The following is a 19,796-nucleotide window of genomic DNA, read 5'->3' as shown; positions in this document are numbered from 1 at the left end:
GCTCAGCGCCCGCCGAGACCCGCGCGATGGTTCACTCCTGGCGCAGTTCTGCCTGCAATGCATCCAGCGCCGCCTGGCGCTCGGCGTCCTGCAGGCGGGCGGCGGGGTTGAGCGCCGACCACTCGGGGTGGGCGCGGCAGCGTTGCAGGGCTTCCGGCAGGCTGCCTTCGCGCCAGTTGCGGTCCTGCGGCGTGCCCAGGCGGATCGCCTCGACCGCGGCGTGCCCGCGCGTGGCCAGGGTCGCCAGCAGCTGGCGCTGGCGCAGGGCGAGCAGGCGCAGCACGGCGTCGTCGACGCTCAGTTCGCGCTGGCCCTTGAGCTTGCCGAGCAGGCGGTTGCCATAGTGCCGCGCGGTCTGCGCGCCGCCACCGGCGATGGCGCCGAGCAGCGCCGCCGCGCCGAGGGTGATGCCGCCGACCATCAGGTCGACCCCGGCGCCCGCCGCGGCACCGGCGGCCATGCCGCCGCCGATCTTCACGCCGAGCTGTTTCAGGGTTTCCGGATTGAACAGGTCGTCGCCCCAGCGCCCGTCGAGCAGCGGCAGGTCGTGGGTCTCGGCGTCCTCCCGGCGGAAGGCATACAGCCGCAGCAGCGCCTCGACGCAGCGCTGTTCGCGGACGCGCACCGCATCGTGCAGCTCGCCGATGGCGCGGCGCTCCAGCTCCGCCTGCGCGGCGACGCTGCGGCGGCAGGCGGCGACATCCACCAGCAGCTCGGCGATCAGCCGCTGGCCGCTGGCCAGGCGTGCTTCGGCCTGGGCCTCGTGATCCTCGATCAGCCGCTGCAACTTCGGTCGCGCCTGCTCCAGCAGCAGCGCCAGGCTTTCGTACAGCCGCCGCTCGCCGTCCAGCGGCGGCGCCACGCTGTCGAAGCGCACCAGCGCATGCAGGCCGAGCCGCGCCAGGGCCTGGCGCCATTCCTCCTCGCGATGGCCGGGCTGGGCGACGAAGTTGAGCACCGGCAACAGCGGCTTGCCGCAGCCGGCGAGCACCGCCAGCTCGTCCTTGTACTTGGCCAGCACCGGCTCGCGGGCATCGATCACGTAGAGCCCGGCGTCGCTGGCCAAGAGCTGGCGCAGCACCTTGGCCTCCTGCTCGAAGCGCTGGCGCGCCTCGCTGCCGTCGAGAAAGCGCGCGGTGCGCGCCGGGCCGTCGAGGCGCTCGCCGGGGCGCTCCAGGCGTTCGAGGTAGTCGAGCAGGGCGATGGCGTCTTCCAGCCCCGGGGTGTCGTAGAGCTCCAGCAGCGGCTCGCCGTCCACCGACAGCCGCGCGCCTTCGACATGGCGGGTGGTGCTCGGCCGGTGCGAGACCTCGCCGAAGCCGATGTCGCGGGTCAGGGTGCGCAGCAGCGAGGTCTTGCCGACGTTGGTATGGCCGACCACGGCGAGTTTCAGCGCGTCAGTCATGGCCGTGCTCCAGCCAGCCCAGCGGCGCGCAGCTGGAATGCGCCAGGCCCAGGGCATCCAGCGCCTGGTGCCAGTCTTCCAGGCGCGCGCTGTCCAGCGCCTCGCCCGGCGGCGCCTGCAGCAGCCAGACGCGAGTCGCTGCCGCGCAGCGCGACAGTTCGCCGATCAGCGCCAGCGTGCCGCGATCCGGCGAGCGCCGCGGGTCGCAGGCGATGGCCAGGCGTGCCGGCGGAAAACGGGTGAGCTGGTCGAGCAGACGCCGGCGCCCCTCGCGGTCGTCGAGGATGCCGGCATCGGCGACGCCCTTGGGCAACGGCGGCGGCCACGGGCGGCTGCCGTCCAGTTCGATGGCCACCAGCACGGCGCCGGCACTGCCATCGAGCTGGGCGCCGGCGCTGGGAGCGTGCAGTTGGGCGGGTGCTGCATCACTGATGCCGAGTCGCTCGCTGGGCGGCTGCAGGCGTTCGCGCAGCAGGCGGTAGGCCGGCAGGTTCAGATCGAGTCGCAGCGCTGTGCGGCCACGTTGCCAGCGCCACAGGCAGAAACCGGCCAGCAGCAGGCGCGGCAGCAGGCCGTAGACCAGCAGCACGCCGACCAACCAGCCGGCCCAGTGCTGCCGGGCGTTGTCCAGATCGCTGCCCAGCGCGCCGCTGGCGCGGATCTGCTCGACGTCCGGTATGCCGAAGCCGAGCAGCGTCGGCAGCGCGCCGAGGGCCTGGGTAAGGGTGACGAAGGCGTTTTCGCCGAGGATGGTGGTCTCCCAGACGAAGCCGTAGCGGCGCGTCGCCAGCAGGGCCAGCAGCGTGAGCAGGGCGCTGGTCATCGCCAGCAGCCACAGCCCATGCACGCCGATGCCGAGCAGCCAGCGGCCGAGGCGGCGCTGCTGCAGCACGGCGAGCAGCGCCGGCGCTAGCTGCACGGCGCGGGCGTCACGCGCCAGCTTCTCGCTGAGCCAGAGCCACAGCCGCCCCAGCGCGCCGCCGCTGTCGCCGATGAAGAGCAAGCCCAGCAGCCAGCCGAGCAGGGTCAGCAGGTTCAGCCCGAGCAGGCTGCCCAGCGCCCAGAACACGTTGACCGGCCGCTGGCCGTCGCCCAGCGCGGCCCAGGCCAGCCCCGCGCCGGTGCAGACCGCCAGCAACGCCAGGGCCAGGCCGGCCAGGCGCACGCCCTGGCGCCAGTGTTGCCGGGCATCGAGCAGGCCGTCGCGGTGCGCCAGCCAGAGCGCGCGGTGTTCGATCAGCGCCGCCAGGTCGCCGCCCCGGGCGCGAGCCTGGCGAATGGCTTCCTCGTCCTCCAGCGGCCCGGCATGCTCTTCGCGCAGGCGCACGGCTTCGGTCAGCCAGATTCGGTCGAGCGGAGTGAGATCGGGAGAGGGGCGGACGGTCACGCGGCTTCTCGCTGGCGGGTCGAGCCCTGAGGATAACCGCTGCCGCGCGGAACGGGGAAACGGGGAGCCGTTGCGGCTCCCCGCTGTGGCCGTCAGTCGGCGTTGCGCAGGCGCACGGCGATATCCGGCTGGTCGATGAACAGGCCGTCGATGCCGGCGTCGAGAAAGGCGCGGATTTCCGTTTCGATCTCGCCGCGTGCGGTCGGCTGGTCGCTGCTGCGCAGGCCGGTCGGGAGGAAGGCGTTCTCGGCTCGGAAGGTATAGGGGTGCACCTTGAGCCCGGCGGCGTGGGCGTCGGCGACGAAGCGGGTCGGCGCGCCCAGGTTGCCGTTGGCGTCGCGCGGGATGAGATAGCCCTTGTCCGGGCCGACGCCGGCCGCGTAGCGGGCGATCGCCTTCAATCCGGCCGGGGTCGCCATCCGTGCATAGGTCAGTTCGCTGCCGCGCACCTGCTGGTCGTAGGGTTGGCCTGCGCCGAACAGCTGGACCAGGCGCAACTGGGTCAGGCGGCTCAGGGTCTTGAGGTTGTCCACCTCGAAGGACTGGATGTACACCGGTGCCTGCCGGCCGACGTAGCCGTTGCGGGTGAGGATGCGCACCAGCGGCTTTTCCATCGCCAGGCCGAGCTGCTGGAAGTGGGTCGGATGCTTGGTTTCCGGGTACAGGCCGATGCGCCGGCCCTGGCTGAGCTGCAGGGTTTTCACCAGGTCGATGATCTGCTGCAGGGTCGGGATTTCCAGGCTGCCGTCGAGACGGGCGTTGCCCGGGCGGATTTCCGGGATGCGCTCGATGGCGCGCAGGGTCTTCAGCTCGGCGAGGGTGAAGTCCTCGCTGAACCAGCCGGTGAGGGTGACGCCGTCGACCTGCTGGGTGCGTTTGCGGTCGGCGAACTCGGGGTGGCGGGAGACGTCGGTGGTCAGCCCCAGTTCGTTGTCGTGGCGGGCGACGATCTGCCCGTCGCGGGTCATCACCAGATCCGGCTCGATGTAGTCGGCGCCCTGGAACACCGCCAGGGCGTAGGCCGCCAGGGTGTGCTCCGGCACGTAGCCGCTGGCGCCGCGGTGGGCAATCACCAGCGGGGCCGGTTCGGCGTGACGCTGCGCCGTGCTGTCGGCCGGGGCGGCGAAGCCGGCGAGCGGCAGCAGCAGGCTGCAGGCGGCCAGCCAGTGGCGAAGGGAAGCGGTGGTGGTGCGGGCCATGTCGGCATCTCCTCGGATTGGAAATCATAGCCTGGGCCCATTGCATGACCGGGCTCTGACGCCGCGCTGTCGCCGACGTTTCCAGGCGCTGCAGCCGACGAACGGCTGGCGCTGCAGGACGACGCGGCGCTCTGTTATGCTCGCCGCCATGAACCAGACCCGCCTCCCCCTCGCCATGATCGCCGCGCTCGCGGACAACCGCGTGATCGGCCTCGACAACCGCATGCCCTGGCACCTGCCGGCCGACCTCCGGCACTTCAAGGCCATGACCCTCGGCAAGCCGATCATCATGGGTCGCAAGACCTGGGACTCGCTCGGCCGCCCGCTGCCGGGCCGGCTCAACCTGGTGGTCAGCCGCCAGCCGGAGCTGCAGCTCGATGGTGCGGAAGCCTTCACCGGGCTGGACGCGGCGCTGCTGCGCGCCGAGCAGTGGGCGCGCGAGCAGGGCGCCGGCGAGCTGATGCTGATCGGCGGTGCGCAGTTGTACGTGCAGGCGCTGGCGCGGGCGCAGCGGCTGTATCTGACCCGCATCGAGGCCCGCCCCGAGGGCGACGCCTTCTTCCCGGCGTTCGACGAAGCCGAATGGCAATGCGTCGACAGCCAGGCGCAGCCGGCCGAGGGCGAGGCGCCGGCCTATCGTTTCGAAACCTGGGAACGGCGCTGAGCGGCATCGCCGCCACTTGATCGTCGCCAATGCCGCTGCGGGCGGCAGGTTCTATCCTGGCGCGCCGTCGCCGTAACGAGACCACCTTCGATGCAGCCAACCGAATCCGAAGCCGCGGAAGCCGAGCGCGTCGCCGCGATATTCGTCCGTCATCCGCTCTGGGAGGACGCCCTGGCGTTGCTCACCGGCACCGCGCTGGTCGCCCTCGGCATCGCCTTCTACAGCCATGCCGGGCTGTTGACCGGCGGCACCGTGGGCCTGGCCTTCCTGCTCAAGTACCTGGCCGGCTGGTCGTTCGGCCCGGCCTTCTTCCTGCTCAACCTGCCGTTCTACGCGCTGGCGATCTGGCGCATGGGCTGGACCTTCACCCTGCGCACCGTCTGCGCGGTGGGGCTGGTCTCGCTGTTCGCCGAGCTGACCCCGCAATGGGTGCGCTTCACCGAGCTCAACCTGGTCTATGCGGCGGTCTTCGGTGGCTTCGTCATCGGCATCGGCCTGCTGATCCTGTTTCGCCACCGTGCCAGCCTCGGCGGGGTGAACATCCTCGCGCTGTTCCTGCAGGAGCGTTTCGGCCTGCGCGCCGGCACCGTGCAGATGGGCATCGATGCGTCGATCGTGCTGGCGGCGGTATTCATCGTGCCGGCGGACAAGGTTGTCCTGTCCGTACTCGGCGCGGTGGCGCTGAACCTGGTGCTGGCGATCAACCACCGCGCCGGGCGCTACATGGGCGTCAGCTGAGCGTCACCAGTTCGACTTGCGCTTGGCCCTCTTCCAGCTCCAGCAAGGCCAGGCCGATGGGCAGGCTGAAACGCCGCGGCCCGGCGCTGCCGGGGTTGACGTAGAGCACGCCGTCGCGTCGTTCGACCTTCGGCCGATGCGAGTGGCCGGCGATCACCACGTCGATGCCGGCGGCGAGCGGGTCGATGTCCAGCTGCTTGAGGTCGTGCAGCACGTGCAGGGTGAGGCCGCCGATGCGCAGGTCCAGCCGTTCGGGCAGCGCGAGCGCCCAGTCGCCGCTATCGATATTGCCGCGGATGGCTTGCAGCGGGGCGATCGCCCGCAGGCCGTCGAGCACCGCCGGTTTGCCGATGTCGCCGGCATGGATGATCTGCTGGCTCCCCTGCAGGGCCGCCAGCGCCTCGGGGCGGAGCAGGCCGTGGGTGTCGGAGATCAGGCCGATGCGCATGCCGGGTTTTCCTCGAAAAGCTGCAGGATAGGCCATTGGACCCTTGGCCCGCCGCCCTGGTTGCGGCAGGCTTGGCCGGAACGGTTGAGGAGCAAGGCATGGAGCGGGTGGACTGTGTGGTGGTGGGCGCCGGGGTGGTCGGGCTGGCGGTGGCCCGCGCATTGGCGCTGGGCGGGCGCGAGGTGTTGCTGCTGGAGGCCGAGGCGGCCATCGGCACGGCCACCAGTGCGCGCAACAGCGAGGTCATCCATGCCGGCATCTACTACCCGCAGGGCTCGCTCAAGGGGCGCTTGTGCGTGGCCGGGCGCCAGGCGCTGTACGCCTTCTGCGACAGCCACGGCGTGCCCTACCGGCGTTGCGGCAAGCTGATCGTCGCCAGCGATGACGCCCAGCTCGCCGCGCTGGCGCAATTGCAGCAGCATGCGCGGGCCAATGGCGTCGACGACCTGCAGCGACTCACCGGCGCCGAGCTGCTGGCGTTGGAGCCGCAGTTGCGGGCCGTGGCCGGGTTGCGCTCGCCGAGCACCGGGATCGTCGACAGTCACGCGCTGATGCTGGCGCTGCTCGGCGCTGCCGAGAGCCAGGGCGCGCTGCTGGCGCTCAATGCGCCGGTGGCAGGCATCGCGCTGACGGATGCGGGATTGCGCGTCCGGGTCGGTGGCGCCGAGCCGCTGCAGTTGCTGGCGCGAACCCTGGTCAACTGCGCCGGGCATGGCGCGCCGCTGCTGGCGGCCCGCACCGCCGGCCTGCCCGCCGCAGGGCGGCCGCGGCAGTTCTTCGCCAAGGGCAGCTACTTCAGCCTCGCCGGGCGCACGCCGTTCACTCACCTGGTCTATCCGCTGCCGGAGCCGGGCGGGCTGGGTGTGCACCTGACCCTGGATCTCGCCGGCCAGGCGCGCTTCGGCCCGGACGTGGAGTGGGTCGACGGCCTCGATTACCAGGTCGAGCCGCAACGCGCCGAGGGCTTCTACGCGGCGATCCGCCGCTACTGGCCGGGCCTGTCGGACGGTGCGTTGCAGCCGGCCTACAGCGGCATCCGCCCGAAGATCAGCGGGCCGGGCGAGCCGGCGGCGGACTTTCGCATCGACGGCCCGGCGCAGCACGGCGTCCCCGGGTTGGTGAACCTGTTCGGCATCGAGTCGCCGGGGCTGACCGCCTGCCTGGCGATCGCCGATGAGGTGTGCCGGCGCCTCGAAGGCGCCGGCTGACCCAGCCGTTCAGAGCGGCGCGGGCCGGGACGTGGGCGTTTCCGGCAGGAACCAGTTCATCACCAGCGCGCAGATGCCGCCGGTGGCCACGCCGGATTCCAGTACGTTGCGCAGTGCAGCCGGCAGGTGCGCGAGGAATTCCGGCACCTGGGAGAAGCCCAGGCCGAGGGCCAGCGACACCGAGATGATCAGCAGCGCGCGCCGGTCCAGTTGCACCCCCGCGAGGATGTTGATCCCGGCCGCGGCCACGGCGCCGAACATCACCAGGGCGGCGCCGCCGAGCACCGGCTCGGGCACCGCCTGCAGTGCGCCGGCGACAGCCGGGAACAGGCCGAGCACGATCAGCAGCACCGCGACCCACATGCCGACGTAGCGGCTGGCGATGCCGGTCAGCTGGATGATGCCGTTGTTCTGCGCGAACACCGAGCTGGGAAAGGTGTTGAAGATTCCGGCCAGCAGCGAGTTGGCACCGTTGACCAGCACACCGCCCTTGATGCGTTGCATCCACAGCGGGCCCTCGACCGGCTGGCGGGAGATCTTGCTGGTGGCGGTGACGTCGCCGATGGCTTCCAGCGAGGTGACCAGATAGATCACCACCATGGGAATGAACAGGCTCCAGGAGAAGCCCAGGCCGAAGTGCAGCGGCATCGGCACCTGGAACAGCTCGGCTTCGCGCATGCCGGTGAAGTCCAGGCGGCCCAGCCAGGCCGCCAGCGCATAGCCGGTGGCCAGGGCGATGATGATCGCGCAGCTGCGCAGCCAGGCCAGCGGCAGGCGGTTGAGCACGATGATGGCGCCCAGCACCACGCACGACAGCAGCAGGTTCTCGCCGTTGGCGAAGGTGCCGTTGCCCATCGCGGCATAGCCGCCGCCCATGCTGATCAGGCCGACCTTGATCAGCGTCAGGCCGATCATCAGCACGACGATGCCGGTGACCAGCGGGGTGATCAGGCGTTTGACGAACGGCAGGATGCGCGACACGCCCATCTCGATGAAGGAGCCGGCGATGACCACGCCGAAGATCGCCGCCATCACCGCCTCGACCGGCGTGCCCTGCTTGACCATCAGCACGCCACCGGCGATCAGCGGGCCGACGAAGTTGAAGCTGGTGCCCTGGACGATCAGCAACCCGGCGCCGAGCGGGCCGAAACGCTTGCACTGGACGAAGGTGGCGATGCCGGAGATCACCAGCGACATCGAGACGATGACGTTGGTGTCGCGGGGCGAAACGCCGATGGCCTGGCAGATCAGCAGGCCAGGGGTGACGATGGGCACGATGATCGCCAGCAGGTGCTGGAGGGCGGCGAGGAAGGCCAGCCAGGGGCGCGGGCGGTCGTCGAGCCCGTAGAGCAGATCATGCGGGGCGTCGAAGGCGGGGCGATTTTCCAGAGCGCTCATGATGGTGTCCAAAAGGGCGCGATATTACGGCCCCGAACGCCATCGGAACAGTGCGAATCGATGCGCCGCCAGCGGCCGGACGCCGCACGCGGGCTGGCGATAAAGAAGCCCGGCGTCGGGCCGCGATGCTGCGCACTGTCAGTCGAGCATATTTAGTCCCCCCTCTCCCGCTGTGGGAGAGGGGAAACGCATTGCCTGGCGTTTATGTGTACAACATGGCGGCATCAGGCTGGGCTTTTGCCGCGGGCATCAGCCCTCCAGCAGCGCCTTGTTGCGTACCGCACCCTTGTCGGCACTGGTAGCCAGCAGGGCGTAGGCCTTGAGCGCGGTGGTCACCTTGCGCGCGCGCGGAGCGGCGGGTTTCCAGCCCTTCTTGTCCTGTTCGATGCGCCGGTGCGCCAGCTCTTCGTCCGAAACCAGCAGGTTGATGCTGCGGTTGGGGATGTCGATCAGCACCTTGTCGCCGTCGCGTACCAGGCCGATGGCGCCGCCGGCGGCGGCTTCCGGCGAGGCGTGGCCGATGGACAGGCCGCTGGTGCCGCCGGAGAAGCGGCCGTCGGTGAGCAGGGCGCACTGCTTGCCCAGGCCCTTGGACTTGAGGTACGAGGTCGGGTAGAGCATTTCCTGCATGCCCGGGCCGCCCTTCGGACCCTCGTAGCGGATGATCACGATGTCGCCGGCCTTCACCTCGTCGCCGAGGATGCCCTTCACCGCGGCGTCCTGACTTTCGAAGATCTTCGCGCTGCCCTCGAAGACCAGGATCGATTCGTCGACACCGGCGGTCTTCACCACGCAGCCATCGAGGGCGATATTGCCGTAGAGCACCGCCAGGCCGCCTTCCTGCGAGTAGGCGTGCTCGACGCTGCGGATGCAGCCTTCGGCGCGGTCCAGGTCCAGGCTCGGCCAGCGGGTGCTCTGGCTGAACGCGGTCTGGCTGGGGATGCCGGCCGGGCCGGCCTTGAAGAAGGTGTGCACGGCTTCGTCGCGGGTCTGGGTGATGTCCCAGCGGGAGATGGCTTCGGCCATGTTCGGACTGTGCACGGTGGCCACGTCGGTGTGCAGCAGGCCGCCGCGGGCCAGCTCGCCGAGGATGCTGAAGATGCCCCCCGCCCTATGGACGTCTTCCATATGGTACTTCTGGATGTTCGGCGCCACCTTGCACAGTTGCGGCACCTTGCGCGACAGCGCGTCGATGGCGCGCAGGTCGAAGTCGACCTCGGCCTCCTGGGCCGCGGCCAACAGGTGCAGGATGGTGTTGGTCGAGCCGCCCATGGCGATGTCCAGGGTCATGGCGTTCTCGAACGCGCGGCGGTTGGCGATGTTGCGCGGCAGCACGGACTCGTCGCCTTCGCCGTAGTAGCGCTGGCACAGCTCGACGGCGATGCGCCCGGCACGCAGGAACAGTTGCTCACGGTCGGCGTGGGTGGCCAGCGTCGAGCCGTTGCCGGGCAATGCAAGGCCCAGGGCTTCGGCCAGGCAATTCATCGAGTTGGCGGTGAACATGCCCGAGCAGCTGCCGCAGGTGGGACAGGCGCTGCGCTCGTATTCGGCGACGGTCTCGTCGGAGCAGCTGTCATCGGCAGCGGCCACCATGGCGTCCACCAGGTCCAGGCCATGGGCGGCCAGCTTGGTCTTGCCGGCTTCCATCGGGCCACCGGAGACGAACACCACCGGGATGTTCAGGCGCAGCGCGGCCATCAGCATGCCGGGGGTGATCTTGTCGCAGTTGCTGATGCAGACGATGGCGTCGGCGCAGTGGGCGTTGACCATGTACTCCACCGAGTCGGCGATGATCTCGCGGCTGGGCAGCGAATAGAGCATGCCGTCGTGGCCCATGGCGATGCCATCGTCCACGGCGATGGTGTTGAATTCCTTGGCCACGCCGCCGGCTTTCTCGATCTCGCGTGCCACCAGTTGGCCCATGTCCTTGAGGTGCACGTGGCCGGGCACGAACTGGGTGAAGGAGTTGGCGATGGCGATGATCGGCTTCTTGAAGTCTTCGTCCTTCATCCCGGTGGCGCGCCACAGGGCGCGGGCGCCGGCCATGTTGCGGCCGTGGGTGGAGGTTTTCGAGCGGTAATCGGGCATGACGGGTTCCTGCGGCTAGATCAGGTGTCTGGTTATGTGCGTTGCGTGAGCGTCTGTGACCGGTGACGAACGGCAGATGGCCGAAAGTTCGGGGAAGGCACGGTGCGCAGCGGGGGTTACCGCCCGCCCGGCCGGGGCTCACAAGCCCGCCGGAGGATAGTTGGCGAGGAATGCCGCGATTCTACGCCGCTTGGTGCGATAGAGGGAGGGTTGGCTGTCCGGGCGGTCACGGGGCGCACGGGTTTTTCGTCTGCCCCGGTGCGGCAAATGCCAGTCTTGATGATGGGCGTTGCGTATCCGGCATACCAGGCTGAGGACCTCTTCACGATCTCGCGAGCTAGAGCCAGGCAAGACCTGGGGCGGCCCCGCGAAAATGCCCGAGGAAGCGGAGTTTCTGCATTGTAAATGAGCATTCCGAGGGCATTTCCAAGACCGCCTGGCCGACGCGCAGTAGATCGTGGACAGGTTCTCAGAAGTAGCGCACCACCTGCGCCCACACCCGTGGCGAGCGGTCGACGTCGCTCTGCGGGTCGTCGTTGCCGAGCTTCCAGGCCGCCACGGCGTTGATCCGCCAGCCGTGGTCGGCCCAGGTCGCGCCGACGCCGGCAGCCGACAGGCTGCGGTGGTTGTCGCCGTTGCTCCAGCTGTCCTTGTTCAGCCGCACCTGGCCGTGGTCGACGAAGGTGTTGAGCTGCCAGGCCGGCGTCAGCGCATAGCGCAGCTCGAGGTTGGCCAGCCAGCCCTGGTCGCCGCTGGCTTCGCCCTGCGGGTAGGCGCGCACGCCGTAGGCGCCGCCGAGGCTGAGTTTTTCCGAACTGTCCAGGTTGGCGTCGCTCCACTGGCCCTGCACCTGGGCGTACAGGCTGAAGCGGTCGCTCAGGCGCTGCAGGCGCACCAGGCTCGGGTTGAGCTTGTGGAAGCGCCCGCGGGTGCCGGCGCTGAGGTCGTCGATCAGTTGTTCCAGCTCGCCGTCGATGTTCAGGCTGCCCTGGCTCCAGGCCAGGGCGAAGCTGCTGAGGCCGCCGCCCAGCAGGCTGTCGCGCGCGTTGCCGTTGAGCGCGGCGGTGACCACGCGCGAGCGCTTGTCGCTCTTGGACGCGAACAGGTCGATGTCGTCCTTCAGGCGCTTGTCGTCGAACTGCAACTGGGCGAACAGCGAGAAGTCGCGCGAACGGATCAAGGGCTGGATCGCATAGACACTGGCGATGCGCGCGTTGCCGTGGGCATCCAGGTCGCCGAAGTCCTTGGCCAGTTGGTAGTCCATGTCCGAGTAGGCCACGCCCACCTGGGTGGCCCAGGGGCCGATGGGCAACTGGTAGGCGGCGCGGTAGTAGTGCTGATCCTCGTCCGAACCCATGGCGCGCAGGGACAGCCGGTCGCCCAGGCCCAGGGGGCTGTTGAGGTTCAACGTGCCGCCGAGGCGGTATTCGCCGGTGAAGCGGTTGCCGTAGTTGTCGGCATCCACCGAGCCGGAGACCAGCGGGCCGGGCTGCACGTCCACCAGCAGGTCGGTGGCGCCGACCGAGGCGCCGGGCTTGAGGGTGGATTTCACTTCCACGCCGGGGGTGTCCTGCAGGAGCAGCAGGCTGCGCTCCAGCGGCGCGGAGCGCACCGCGTCGCCGGCTTGCAAGGCGCCCAGCGGGGCCAGGGCCGCGCCCTTGAGGCGCGACTGGTTGTCCAGCCGCACCTCGCCGTAACGGCCTTCGAGCACGGCGATGCGCACGATGCCGCCGTCGATCTCCTGGGCCGGCAGGTAGGCGCGGGCCAGGGGATAGCCGCGCTCGCGGTACAGCAGGGTGATGCGGTTGGCGCCGGCCTGCAGTTCGCCGAGGGAAACCGTGCGGCCTTGCAGGTCGGCGAGCAGGGGCAGCAGTTCGTCGCTGGCGATGACACTGTTGCCTTGCAGGGTAAAGCCATTGACTTGCAGGCTGGGCCCGCCGGCCTTGACTTCGCTGGACGGAGCGTCGGGCAGGTTCAGTTCCAGGGTCTGCCGGGGCGGCAATTGCAGCGGGGTCTGTTCGATATCGCGGATCGATTGGCCCGCATCCGGGGCGACTTGCGCCTGGGCGACCGTTATCGAGGTGGAGAGCAGGGTTGCGGACAACAGGCTGGGGGCCACACGCATGGTCAGATTCCTTCCGGTAGTTGAATGCCGCTGGCGACGACCTGGTAGGGCAGCGGGGTGTCGGTGGGCTCGGCGCGGCGCAAGTCTTCGCTGCGCGCGAAGGTCAGCGAGGCGAGGATGTCGCCATAGGCTGGCGGTGCGCTGGGCGGTGGCAGGGTCGGCTCGACAACGGGCTGTCCGCTGATGACGAGCGTGCCGTCGACGTAGCTGATGGCATAGTTGCCGGCGCTCAGGCCGCTGGCCGTGAGACTGTAGCGGCCGGCATTCACGGCACCCTGGGCGCTGCCACCGTAGACCAGCGTGCCGTCGAGCACGGACGCGTCCTCGCCATTGACGAAGCCGCTGTAGCTCACCCCGTTGCCTCTGCTCCAGGCCAGGCCGTCGTAGGTCTTGCTGGCGTCGTTGGCGGTGATGGTCAAGCCGGCCTTGCCGACGGTCAGCGTGCCATCGACATAGGTGATGTCGTAGTTCGACAGGCCCGTGCCGTCGGCGTTGTCCGCGCTGATCGTGTAGCTGCCCACCGTTGCGGTCGCCGCGCTGCCGCTGCTGGACAGGTCGACGCTGCTCACGCTGTCGCCGTTGACCAGGCCATTGGCGGTGTAGGACAGGTTCGCGGTCTGCCCGTAGGTCTTGCTGGCGTCGTTGGCGGTGATGGTCAGCCCGGCCTTGCCGACGGTCAGCGTGCCATCGACATAGGTGATGTCGTAGTTCGACAGGCCCGAGCCGTCGGCGTTGGCCGCGCTGATCGTGTAGCTGCCCACCGTTGCGGTCGCCGCGCTGCCGCTGCTGGACAGATCGACGCGGCTCACGCTGTCGCCGTTGACCAGGCCGTCGATATCGTAGCCGGACAGATTCGCGGTCTGACCGTAGGTCTTGCTGTCGTTGTTGGCGGTGATGGTCAGCGCCGCCGGGTCGATGGTCAGCGCGGTGGCGTTGCTCGAATCCTGTACGAACACGTAGTTGTCCGCGCTCAGCCCGCCGCCGTCGATGGCGTAGCTGCCGACATTGCTCTGGCCGGTTGCGATGGTACCGAAGGCCAGGTTGCCGGTGGTGGCGCTGGCCTGGGTCTCGCCGTTGACGAAGCCGGTCACCGTGCCGGTCAGGCCGGTGGGGAGCTGGCCATAGGTGCTGCTGGCGGCGTTGGCCACGTAGGTCAGCGTGGCCTTGTTGATGACGTAGCTGGCCGTGCCGGCATAGCTGATGTCATAGCCCTGCTGGCCGGAATGCAGGCCGCCCAGGGTCAAGGTGCCATCGGCCAGGGTGTAGTCGTCGGCATTGGCGCCAGTGGTGGCGTAGTCCAGCGTGCCGTCGATCAACCCTGTGTCGGCGCTGCTGCCATCCGCCAGCGACGCGGCGTAGCTACCCAAGCTGCCGCTGGCGGCGCTACCGTCGTAGGTCTTGCTGCCCAGGCTGCCGTCCACAGTCACGGTCGCCGCGGTCAGGAAGCTGCGCAGCAGCGGTGTGGTGCTGCTTTCGTAGATGCGCCAGGTCAGGCCGGTGCCGCCTTCGTCGTCGATGCTCCAGCCGGCGTCGGCGAAGGTGGACAGGTTGATCAGCTCGGCATGGGTCTTGGGCGTACCGGCACGCGCGATGTCGTCCTCGCTCAGGCCGGCGGTGATGTCGGCACCGTTGGCGTCGGTGGTGGCATAGAAGCTGGTCTCCACCGTGCCGCCGTTCCAGCCCACCAGACCGCCGACGATGCCGTCACCACTGGCCGTGCCAAGGGCATAGCTGTCCTGCACCCTGCCATCGTTGTTGTAGCCCACCAGGCTGCCGATGTCGCCGCGCCCGCTGACATCGCCGCTGGCGTAGCTGTTGGCCACCGTGCCCCGGTTCTCACCCACCAGACCACCGATCTCGCCATCGACATCGGTGCCACCGGCCACTACGCCGGCGGCGTAGCTGGCACTGATGCTGCCGCTGTTCAGTCCCACCAGTCCGCCGATACGGCCTTCGCCATCGACTGTGCCGGTGGCGTAGCTGTTCTCGATGCTGCCCAGGTTCTGGCCGACCAGGCCGCCCGCATAGCCACCGTCGCTGGTGACGGTGGTGGTGGCGTAGGCGTTGTGGATCACCCCGGTGCTTTCGTTGAGGCCGACCAGGCCGCCGGTCGAGGAACTACCGTAGACGCCGCCGGAATAGACGTGATCGATGCCCAGTACCTGGACGTTCTCGATCAGCCCGCCATTGATGCCGGCCAGGGTACCCACGTTGCCCGTGCCGTAGACGTAGGTGCTGTAGTAGCCTGCATATTCCGGGTACTCCGCCGCGTAGGGGACGGTGGCCACCAGGCCGAGGTCACGGATCACGCTGCCGGCACCGGTGACACCGAACAAGCCGACGGCGCTGCCGTCGTAGCGGTAGATGCTCAGGCCGCGGATGCTGTAACCGTTGCCATCGAGGCTGCCGGTGAAGGGGCTGGCGGCATCGCTGATCGGATCGAACCCGCTCCAGTAAGCGTCGTCGGTGATCCGCGACCAGCCCAGGGTGCCGCTGGCATCGATGTCGTTGGCCAGAGCGAAATGCCCGGCGAGGAAGCCGTCCATGCCCTGCAGGCCGTAGACATCGATCAGTTGCCAGGGGGCGTCGGTCGTGCCTGCGCCGCCGCTGGCGCGAAGGAAGGTGCCGCCGAGCAATTGGAAGTTGCCGGCCTGGAAGCTGCTCAGCGCGCCGACTTCGTACCAGTGGCCGCCCTCGAGCTGGAAGGTGCCGACGTCGATGCCGGCCTCGGGCGTGAAGGTGGTGTCGCTGCCGCCGTTGAGTGCCAGGGCGCCATCGTCCAGGATGATGTTTTCGTCCAAGGCGAAGTCGCTGGCGGCGACATTCAAGCGCCAGCTTCTCAGGGCCTGCAGGGCGTCGGTGAAGCCGGCTGCCTCGATGAGGCTGTCGAGCTGCGAGAATGCCTCGGCATCGGCTCCGGCGTCGATGGTCAGCCAGCCGTAGTTGAGGTCGAGGTCGTCGGTGCCGCCGCTCACATGGTCGCGCAGGCGCGCGGACCAGATGGCGCTGCTATTCGGGGTGGTCTTCTCCATCATGGTCACAGCGCTGTCTTGCAGGCTGTCGGCTGACGCCAGCACGTAGTAGTAACCGTTGGCGCCAATGCCGGAACTGCCCAGCAGAGCGTCGTCGGCGTAGACGCTGATGCTGTGACTGCTGTTGGTGCTGTTGGTGCCGGAAGCGTTGGAGTAGTCGGAGATGCCGGAAAGGGTCACCGGCGTGCTGCCGGCGGCGAACTGCCAGCTCAGATAGGGGTAGCTCTGGCCGGTAACGATGTTCCAGATGGCCGGATCGAAGCCGTCGGGAAGTCCGGCCTGCAATTGCGCCGTGGTCAGGCCGCCGGAAATGCCGGTGGTGTCGCTGTTCCAGTAGCCATTGGTGACGGTGCCAGCATAGCCGACCAGTGCCGAGAGGCCGCCGCCGCCCTGCCAGTTGCGCGTCACCCGGCCTGCGGCATAGACGTTAGTGGCCGTGCCGCCGACGTTGTAGCCGATCAGCCCACCGACGTCCCATTGGCCGTGGACATTGCCCAGGGCATAGCTATCGGTGACGGTGCCGTTGCCGTTGTGACCGACCAGCCCGCCAACGTAGTAGTCGCCGGTGACGCCGCCGCTGGCGTAGGACTGGCTGATGCTGCCGGCGTTCTGTCCGATCAGTCCGCCGGCCCAACCCAATCCTTCCGAGGCGGTGGCATTGACCCAGCCAGTGGCGTAGGCGCGCAGGATGCTGCCGCCGCCGACGTTGGCGCCGACCAGCCCGCCGGTGACGTGGGCGCCGGTCACATCGACGGTGGCGTAGGCGTCCACGATGCTGCCGCCATCGTTGTAACCGACCAGCCCGCCGACGTAGCTGTTGCCGGTCACGCTGCCGCCTTGCAGCCCAACGTCGCGCAGGGTACTGCCGCTGCCGGTGTAGCCGAACAGGCCGACGTAGTCGCTGCCGGAGGCGCTGATGGTCAGGTTTCCGATGGCGTGTCCCAGCCCGGCGAAGGTGCCGGTGAAGGCATTGGCCGCGTCGATGCCCACCAGCGCGCTGGTGTAGGGGCTATCGCTGGCATCTAGATCCTGCGCCAGGGCGTAGTGACCGGAGAGACCGGTGCTGTCGATGGCGTCCAGTTGCTCCATCGAGTGGATCAGGGTGTAGTCGCTGCCATTAATGCTCAGCGTGGCATCAGCGCCGGAGAGGGTGACGGGCGCGTTGACGTTGTAGTCGGTGCCACTGGCGGCTGTGGCGCCGGCGACGCCCTCGGTGCCGCCGTAGTTCAACGCCAGCCCGGCGCTTTCGCCGCTGGCGGTGATGGCCGCGTCGATGTCGATATTGCCCGCCGCGTTCAGGGTCAGCGTGGTATTGGCGTCCCAGCTCACCGCCGAGGCTACGGTGATGTCGCCATTCTGGCTGCCGGCCGTGCCGGTGGAGACGGTGACGTTGGCGTCGGCCAGCAGCCCTTCGAGGGTGTCCGCGCCCAAGGTGGAGTCGTCCGCCGTGGCAGTGGCGCTACCCCCTGTGCCGCTGCTGATGGTGAGGTCGTACGGGTCCAGCAGCAGGTCGCCGAAGGCGCCGTGGGCGGCGGAGAGGTCCACGGTGCCGGTGAAGCCCAGAACCGCCTTGCCGGAGACTTCCGCCTGGCCGCCATCGCCGCCCTGCGCGCCGCCTTTGGCGCTGATATGGCCCTGGTAGCTGGTGTGCTGGTCGGACCAGACGACGACCGTGCCGCCGTCGCCGTTGTGCGTGGCGTCGGCCTTGAGCGTGCTGGCCGCGTCCACCGTGGTGGCCTGCGCGCGGGTCAGGGTGCCGGTGCCCTGCCAGTCGCCGCCGACCTTGACGCTGCCGCCGCCAGTGGCGCCGGAGGCGTCCAGGGTGGCATCGGCCAGGGCGACGTTCGCTCCCGTCACCTCGATGGCACCGCCCTGGCCGGTGGTGGCGCTGGTGTCCAGGGTGCCGGCCACCTGCACGCTGCCCTCGTCGCCGCCGTTCAGCACGACCTTGCCGTTCTTCTCGCCCAGCGTCCGCGCTTCGATGATGCCGTCGTTGTTGACCACGGTCCTGAGCAGCGCGTCCGCCGCCTGGGCGGTCAGCAGCACCTGCCCGCCGTCGGCCTGGATCAGTTGGCGGTTCTCCACCAGGGCATCCTTCGTGGCCTCGTCGACCTGCACGTTGAGCAGCCCGTCGCCGGCGAAGTCCAGGGTCACGGCATTGCCCGCCGCCAGCGCCACCGTGCCGCTATTGGCGACGATCACGCCCTGGTTGCTGACCGTGCCGCCGAGCAGGGCCACGGCGCCGCCGTCACTGGCCATGAGCGTGCCCTGGTTGATGACGGAGGCGTTGGAGCCATCGCCCTTGAATCGGTAATTGCCGGCGGCGAAATCCTCGTTGCTGATGTCCAGCGTCGAGGCCACCAGGGCGCCGACGTTGACCTGCGCGCCGGCGCCGAACAGTACGCCGTTGGGGTTGACCAGGAATACCCGGCCGTTGGCATCGAGCTGGCCCATGATGGTCGAGCCATCCGAACCCAATACGCGGTTCAGCGCGATGGAGTCGCTGCCCGGCTGGTTGAAGGTGACCTTGTGGCCGGCGCCGATATCGAAGCTCTGCCAGTTGATGGCGAGCTTGCCGCTGGCCTGGTCGATGACCATCTGGCTGGCTGAGGGCGTGCCGATTTGCCCGTTGCCGAGGACGACCTGCCCGCCGCTGGGCAGGTCGGCGGCCCATGCCCAGGCCGGGTTGAGCGCGGCGATGCCCAGCGCCAGGGTGCCGCCCGCGCGCCGGGCCGAGGCGCCACGCTTGCCGCGCCGGCTGGCATGTTCGCTGGCGACGTTCCATGCGCCCAACGCGTGGTTCCAGATGACGTTGAAGACTCGGTTCATGCCTCCCCCCTTGTTAGCGCTGCCCGATAGCGGTTGCAGCCGGACAGGGTGCGGAGGGGAGAGGGGCTTTTCTTGATAGAGTTTGCTGTCTTTCGCCTGGCTGTTGCGGGCTGCGAAGGCTCCATGCCGGGCTTGGCGGGAGGGACGGACGCGGAGGCGCCAGTCCATGGGCAATCGATGGGTTGCACCCATCCTATGGCAGGGCGCTTGCGCCGTTATCGGGCCTGTCTTTCAGCCTTCCAGCCTGATGGTCACATCCAGCCATTTCTCGCCGCCGCGGTCCAGCCAGGGTGGTCGCCGGTAGCGCTCCAGGGCGCCCGGCCCGCTGGCGCCGAAGCGCTCGCCGGAACGCGGTCCCCAGACCGAGCCGATGGTGCGGTAGACCGGGAAGATGTGGCTGTAGGGCGCGCGGTGTTCCAGGCAGGCGAAGCGCGCGGCCGGCAGGCTCAGGCGCGAGAGGGCCGGATGCTCGAGGCCGAGGCCGGTATCGATCAGGGCACAGTCGTAGCGCACCAGGTCGTTGGGGGTGATTTCCGGGTTGTCCTGGATGATGCCGATGGCCTGGAGATCGGCCAGGGGGAAACCGGCTTGCTCGAGAATTTCGGCGAAGCGCTGCCAGTTTTCCTCGACCCGCGCATAGCTGCCATAGAAACGCATGGCCAGCACCGGCTGCGACGGAAACGACGCCACCCGCACCTGGCCGACCCGCGGCTCGTCTTCCGGCGCCAGTGGTGTGGAAGCCTGGCGGGCGAACTGGCGGTACTGGGTCGGCACCAGGCCGAACTGGCGGTGGAAGGCGCGGATGAAGGCCTCGTGGCTGGCATAGGCCACCGACAAGGCGATCGACAGTACCGACTGCTGGCTGATGATGAGGAAGATCGCCGCCTGGTCCAGGCGGGTGCGCCGCAGGTATTCGCCGGGGCTTTCGCCCATCACCTCGAGAAAGCGGCGCTGGAAGCGCGACGGGCTCAGGTTGGCGTGGGCGGCGATGCGATCGAGGCTGAGCGGCTGGTCCGCCCGGGCCTCGATCAGGCGCACCGCCTTGATGACCCGCGGGTCTTCCAGCGATCGTGGTGGCAGCCTGTCGCGCTGCTGGGGCTTGCGCGAGCCGGCCGGCGGCTCGTCGAACAGCAGTGCCAGCTCCTGTTCGATCAGGCGGGATTCCAGGTCGACGGAAGACAGGCCGGGTGGTGGTTCCAGGTTTGTCATGGCCTCTCCTTTTCGAGAAGGCGCGATGGCGGCCGCCCCCGGCTGCCTGCGCCAGGGCCGACTATG

12 protein-coding genes are annotated in these 19,796 nt (G+C 69.1%); 3 read left to right on the top strand and 9 right to left on the bottom strand.

Annotation, left to right across the window (positions count from 1 at the left end; all coding sequences use genetic code 11):
* Window positions 1–31: 31 nt before the first annotated feature.
* The 3 genes from CXK94_RS11290 to CXK94_RS11280 all read right to left on the bottom strand — a co-directional run bounded on the left by CXK94_RS11290 (window position 32) and on the right by CXK94_RS11280 (window position 3,991).
* The gene (locus CXK94_RS11290; RefSeq protein WP_102894419.1) at window positions 32–1,405 is read right to left on the bottom strand and encodes a DUF3482 domain-containing protein; all 1,374 of its coding nucleotides are present in this window, start codon (window positions 1,403–1,405) and stop codon (window positions 32–34) included.
* Window positions 1,398–2,792, bottom strand: a complete 1,395-nt coding sequence (locus CXK94_RS11285; protein WP_102894418.1) for a DUF2868 domain-containing protein — start codon at window positions 2,790–2,792, stop codon at window positions 1,398–1,400. The genes CXK94_RS11290 and CXK94_RS11285 overlap by 8 nt, the downstream gene beginning before the upstream one ends.
* Before the next feature lie 92 nt (window positions 2,793–2,884).
* Window positions 2,885–3,991: a glycerophosphodiester phosphodiesterase gene (locus CXK94_RS11280; protein WP_102894417.1), complete on the bottom strand. Its 1,107-nt coding sequence runs from the start codon at window positions 3,989–3,991 to the stop codon at window positions 2,885–2,887.
* 148 nt (window positions 3,992–4,139) lie between these two features.
* On the opposite strand from CXK94_RS11280, the gene CXK94_RS11275 reads away from it, so the two are divergent.
* Both CXK94_RS11275 and CXK94_RS11270 read left to right on the top strand, forming a co-directional pair.
* Window positions 4,140–4,655 carry a dihydrofolate reductase gene (locus CXK94_RS11275; RefSeq protein ID WP_180984415.1) on the top strand — a complete coding sequence of 172 codons (516 nt, stop codon included), beginning with the start codon at window positions 4,140–4,142 and terminating at the stop codon, window positions 4,653–4,655.
* A 90-nt stretch (window positions 4,656–4,745) separates the two neighbouring features.
* Window positions 4,746–5,393 (top strand): YitT family protein, encoded by a 648-nt coding sequence (locus CXK94_RS11270; RefSeq protein WP_037043994.1) that lies wholly within the window; start codon window positions 4,746–4,748, stop codon window positions 5,391–5,393.
* On the opposite strand, the gene CXK94_RS11265 is transcribed toward CXK94_RS11270, so the two are convergent.
* Entirely contained in the window at window positions 5,386–5,841 is a 456-nt protein-coding gene (locus tag CXK94_RS11265) for a metallophosphoesterase family protein (protein WP_102894415.1), read from the bottom strand. The genes CXK94_RS11270 and CXK94_RS11265 overlap by 8 nt on opposite strands.
* A gap of 98 nt (window positions 5,842–5,939) precedes the next feature.
* Between CXK94_RS11265 and CXK94_RS11260 the strand changes: the two genes are divergently transcribed.
* Window positions 5,940–7,049 (top strand): NAD(P)/FAD-dependent oxidoreductase, encoded by a 1,110-nt coding sequence (locus CXK94_RS11260; protein WP_102894414.1) that lies wholly within the window; start codon window positions 5,940–5,942, stop codon window positions 7,047–7,049.
* Window positions 7,050–7,058: 9 nt separating this feature from the next.
* Here CXK94_RS11260 and CXK94_RS11255 read toward each other — a convergent pair whose 3' ends face one another.
* The 5 genes from CXK94_RS11255 to CXK94_RS11235 form a co-directional block, all read right to left on the bottom strand.
* Window positions 7,059–8,447 (bottom strand): uracil-xanthine permease family protein, encoded by a 1,389-nt coding sequence (locus tag CXK94_RS11255; RefSeq protein WP_037044001.1) that lies wholly within the window; start codon window positions 8,445–8,447, stop codon window positions 7,059–7,061.
* 249 nt (window positions 8,448–8,696) lie between these two features.
* Window positions 8,697–10,535, bottom strand: coding sequence for a dihydroxy-acid dehydratase (ilvD, locus tag CXK94_RS11250; RefSeq protein ID WP_102894413.1), 1,839 nt, complete (start codon window positions 10,533–10,535; stop codon window positions 8,697–8,699).
* Window positions 10,536–11,004: 469 nt separating this feature from the next.
* Window positions 11,005–12,660, bottom strand: coding sequence for a ShlB/FhaC/HecB family hemolysin secretion/activation protein (locus CXK94_RS11245; RefSeq protein ID WP_037043997.1), 1,656 nt, complete (start codon window positions 12,658–12,660; stop codon window positions 11,005–11,007).
* 2 nt (window positions 12,661–12,662) lie between these two features.
* Window positions 12,663–18,521: an MBG domain-containing protein gene (locus CXK94_RS22540; protein WP_102894412.1), complete on the bottom strand. Its 5,859-nt coding sequence runs from the start codon at window positions 18,519–18,521 to the stop codon at window positions 12,663–12,665.
* Between the two features lie 231 nt (window positions 18,522–18,752).
* Window positions 18,753–19,730, bottom strand: a complete 978-nt coding sequence (locus CXK94_RS11235; RefSeq protein ID WP_102894411.1) for an AraC family transcriptional regulator — start codon at window positions 19,728–19,730, stop codon at window positions 18,753–18,755.
* Window positions 19,731–19,796: the final 66 nt, after the last annotated feature.

The sequence above is a fragment of the Stutzerimonas stutzeri genome (assembly GCF_002890915.1).
Classification (GTDB): Bacteria; Pseudomonadota; Gammaproteobacteria; order Pseudomonadales; family Pseudomonadaceae; genus Stutzerimonas; species Stutzerimonas stutzeri_AF.
Note: the sequence above shows the minus strand (reverse complement) of the source record. Positions and strands in the feature narration are given on the sequence as shown.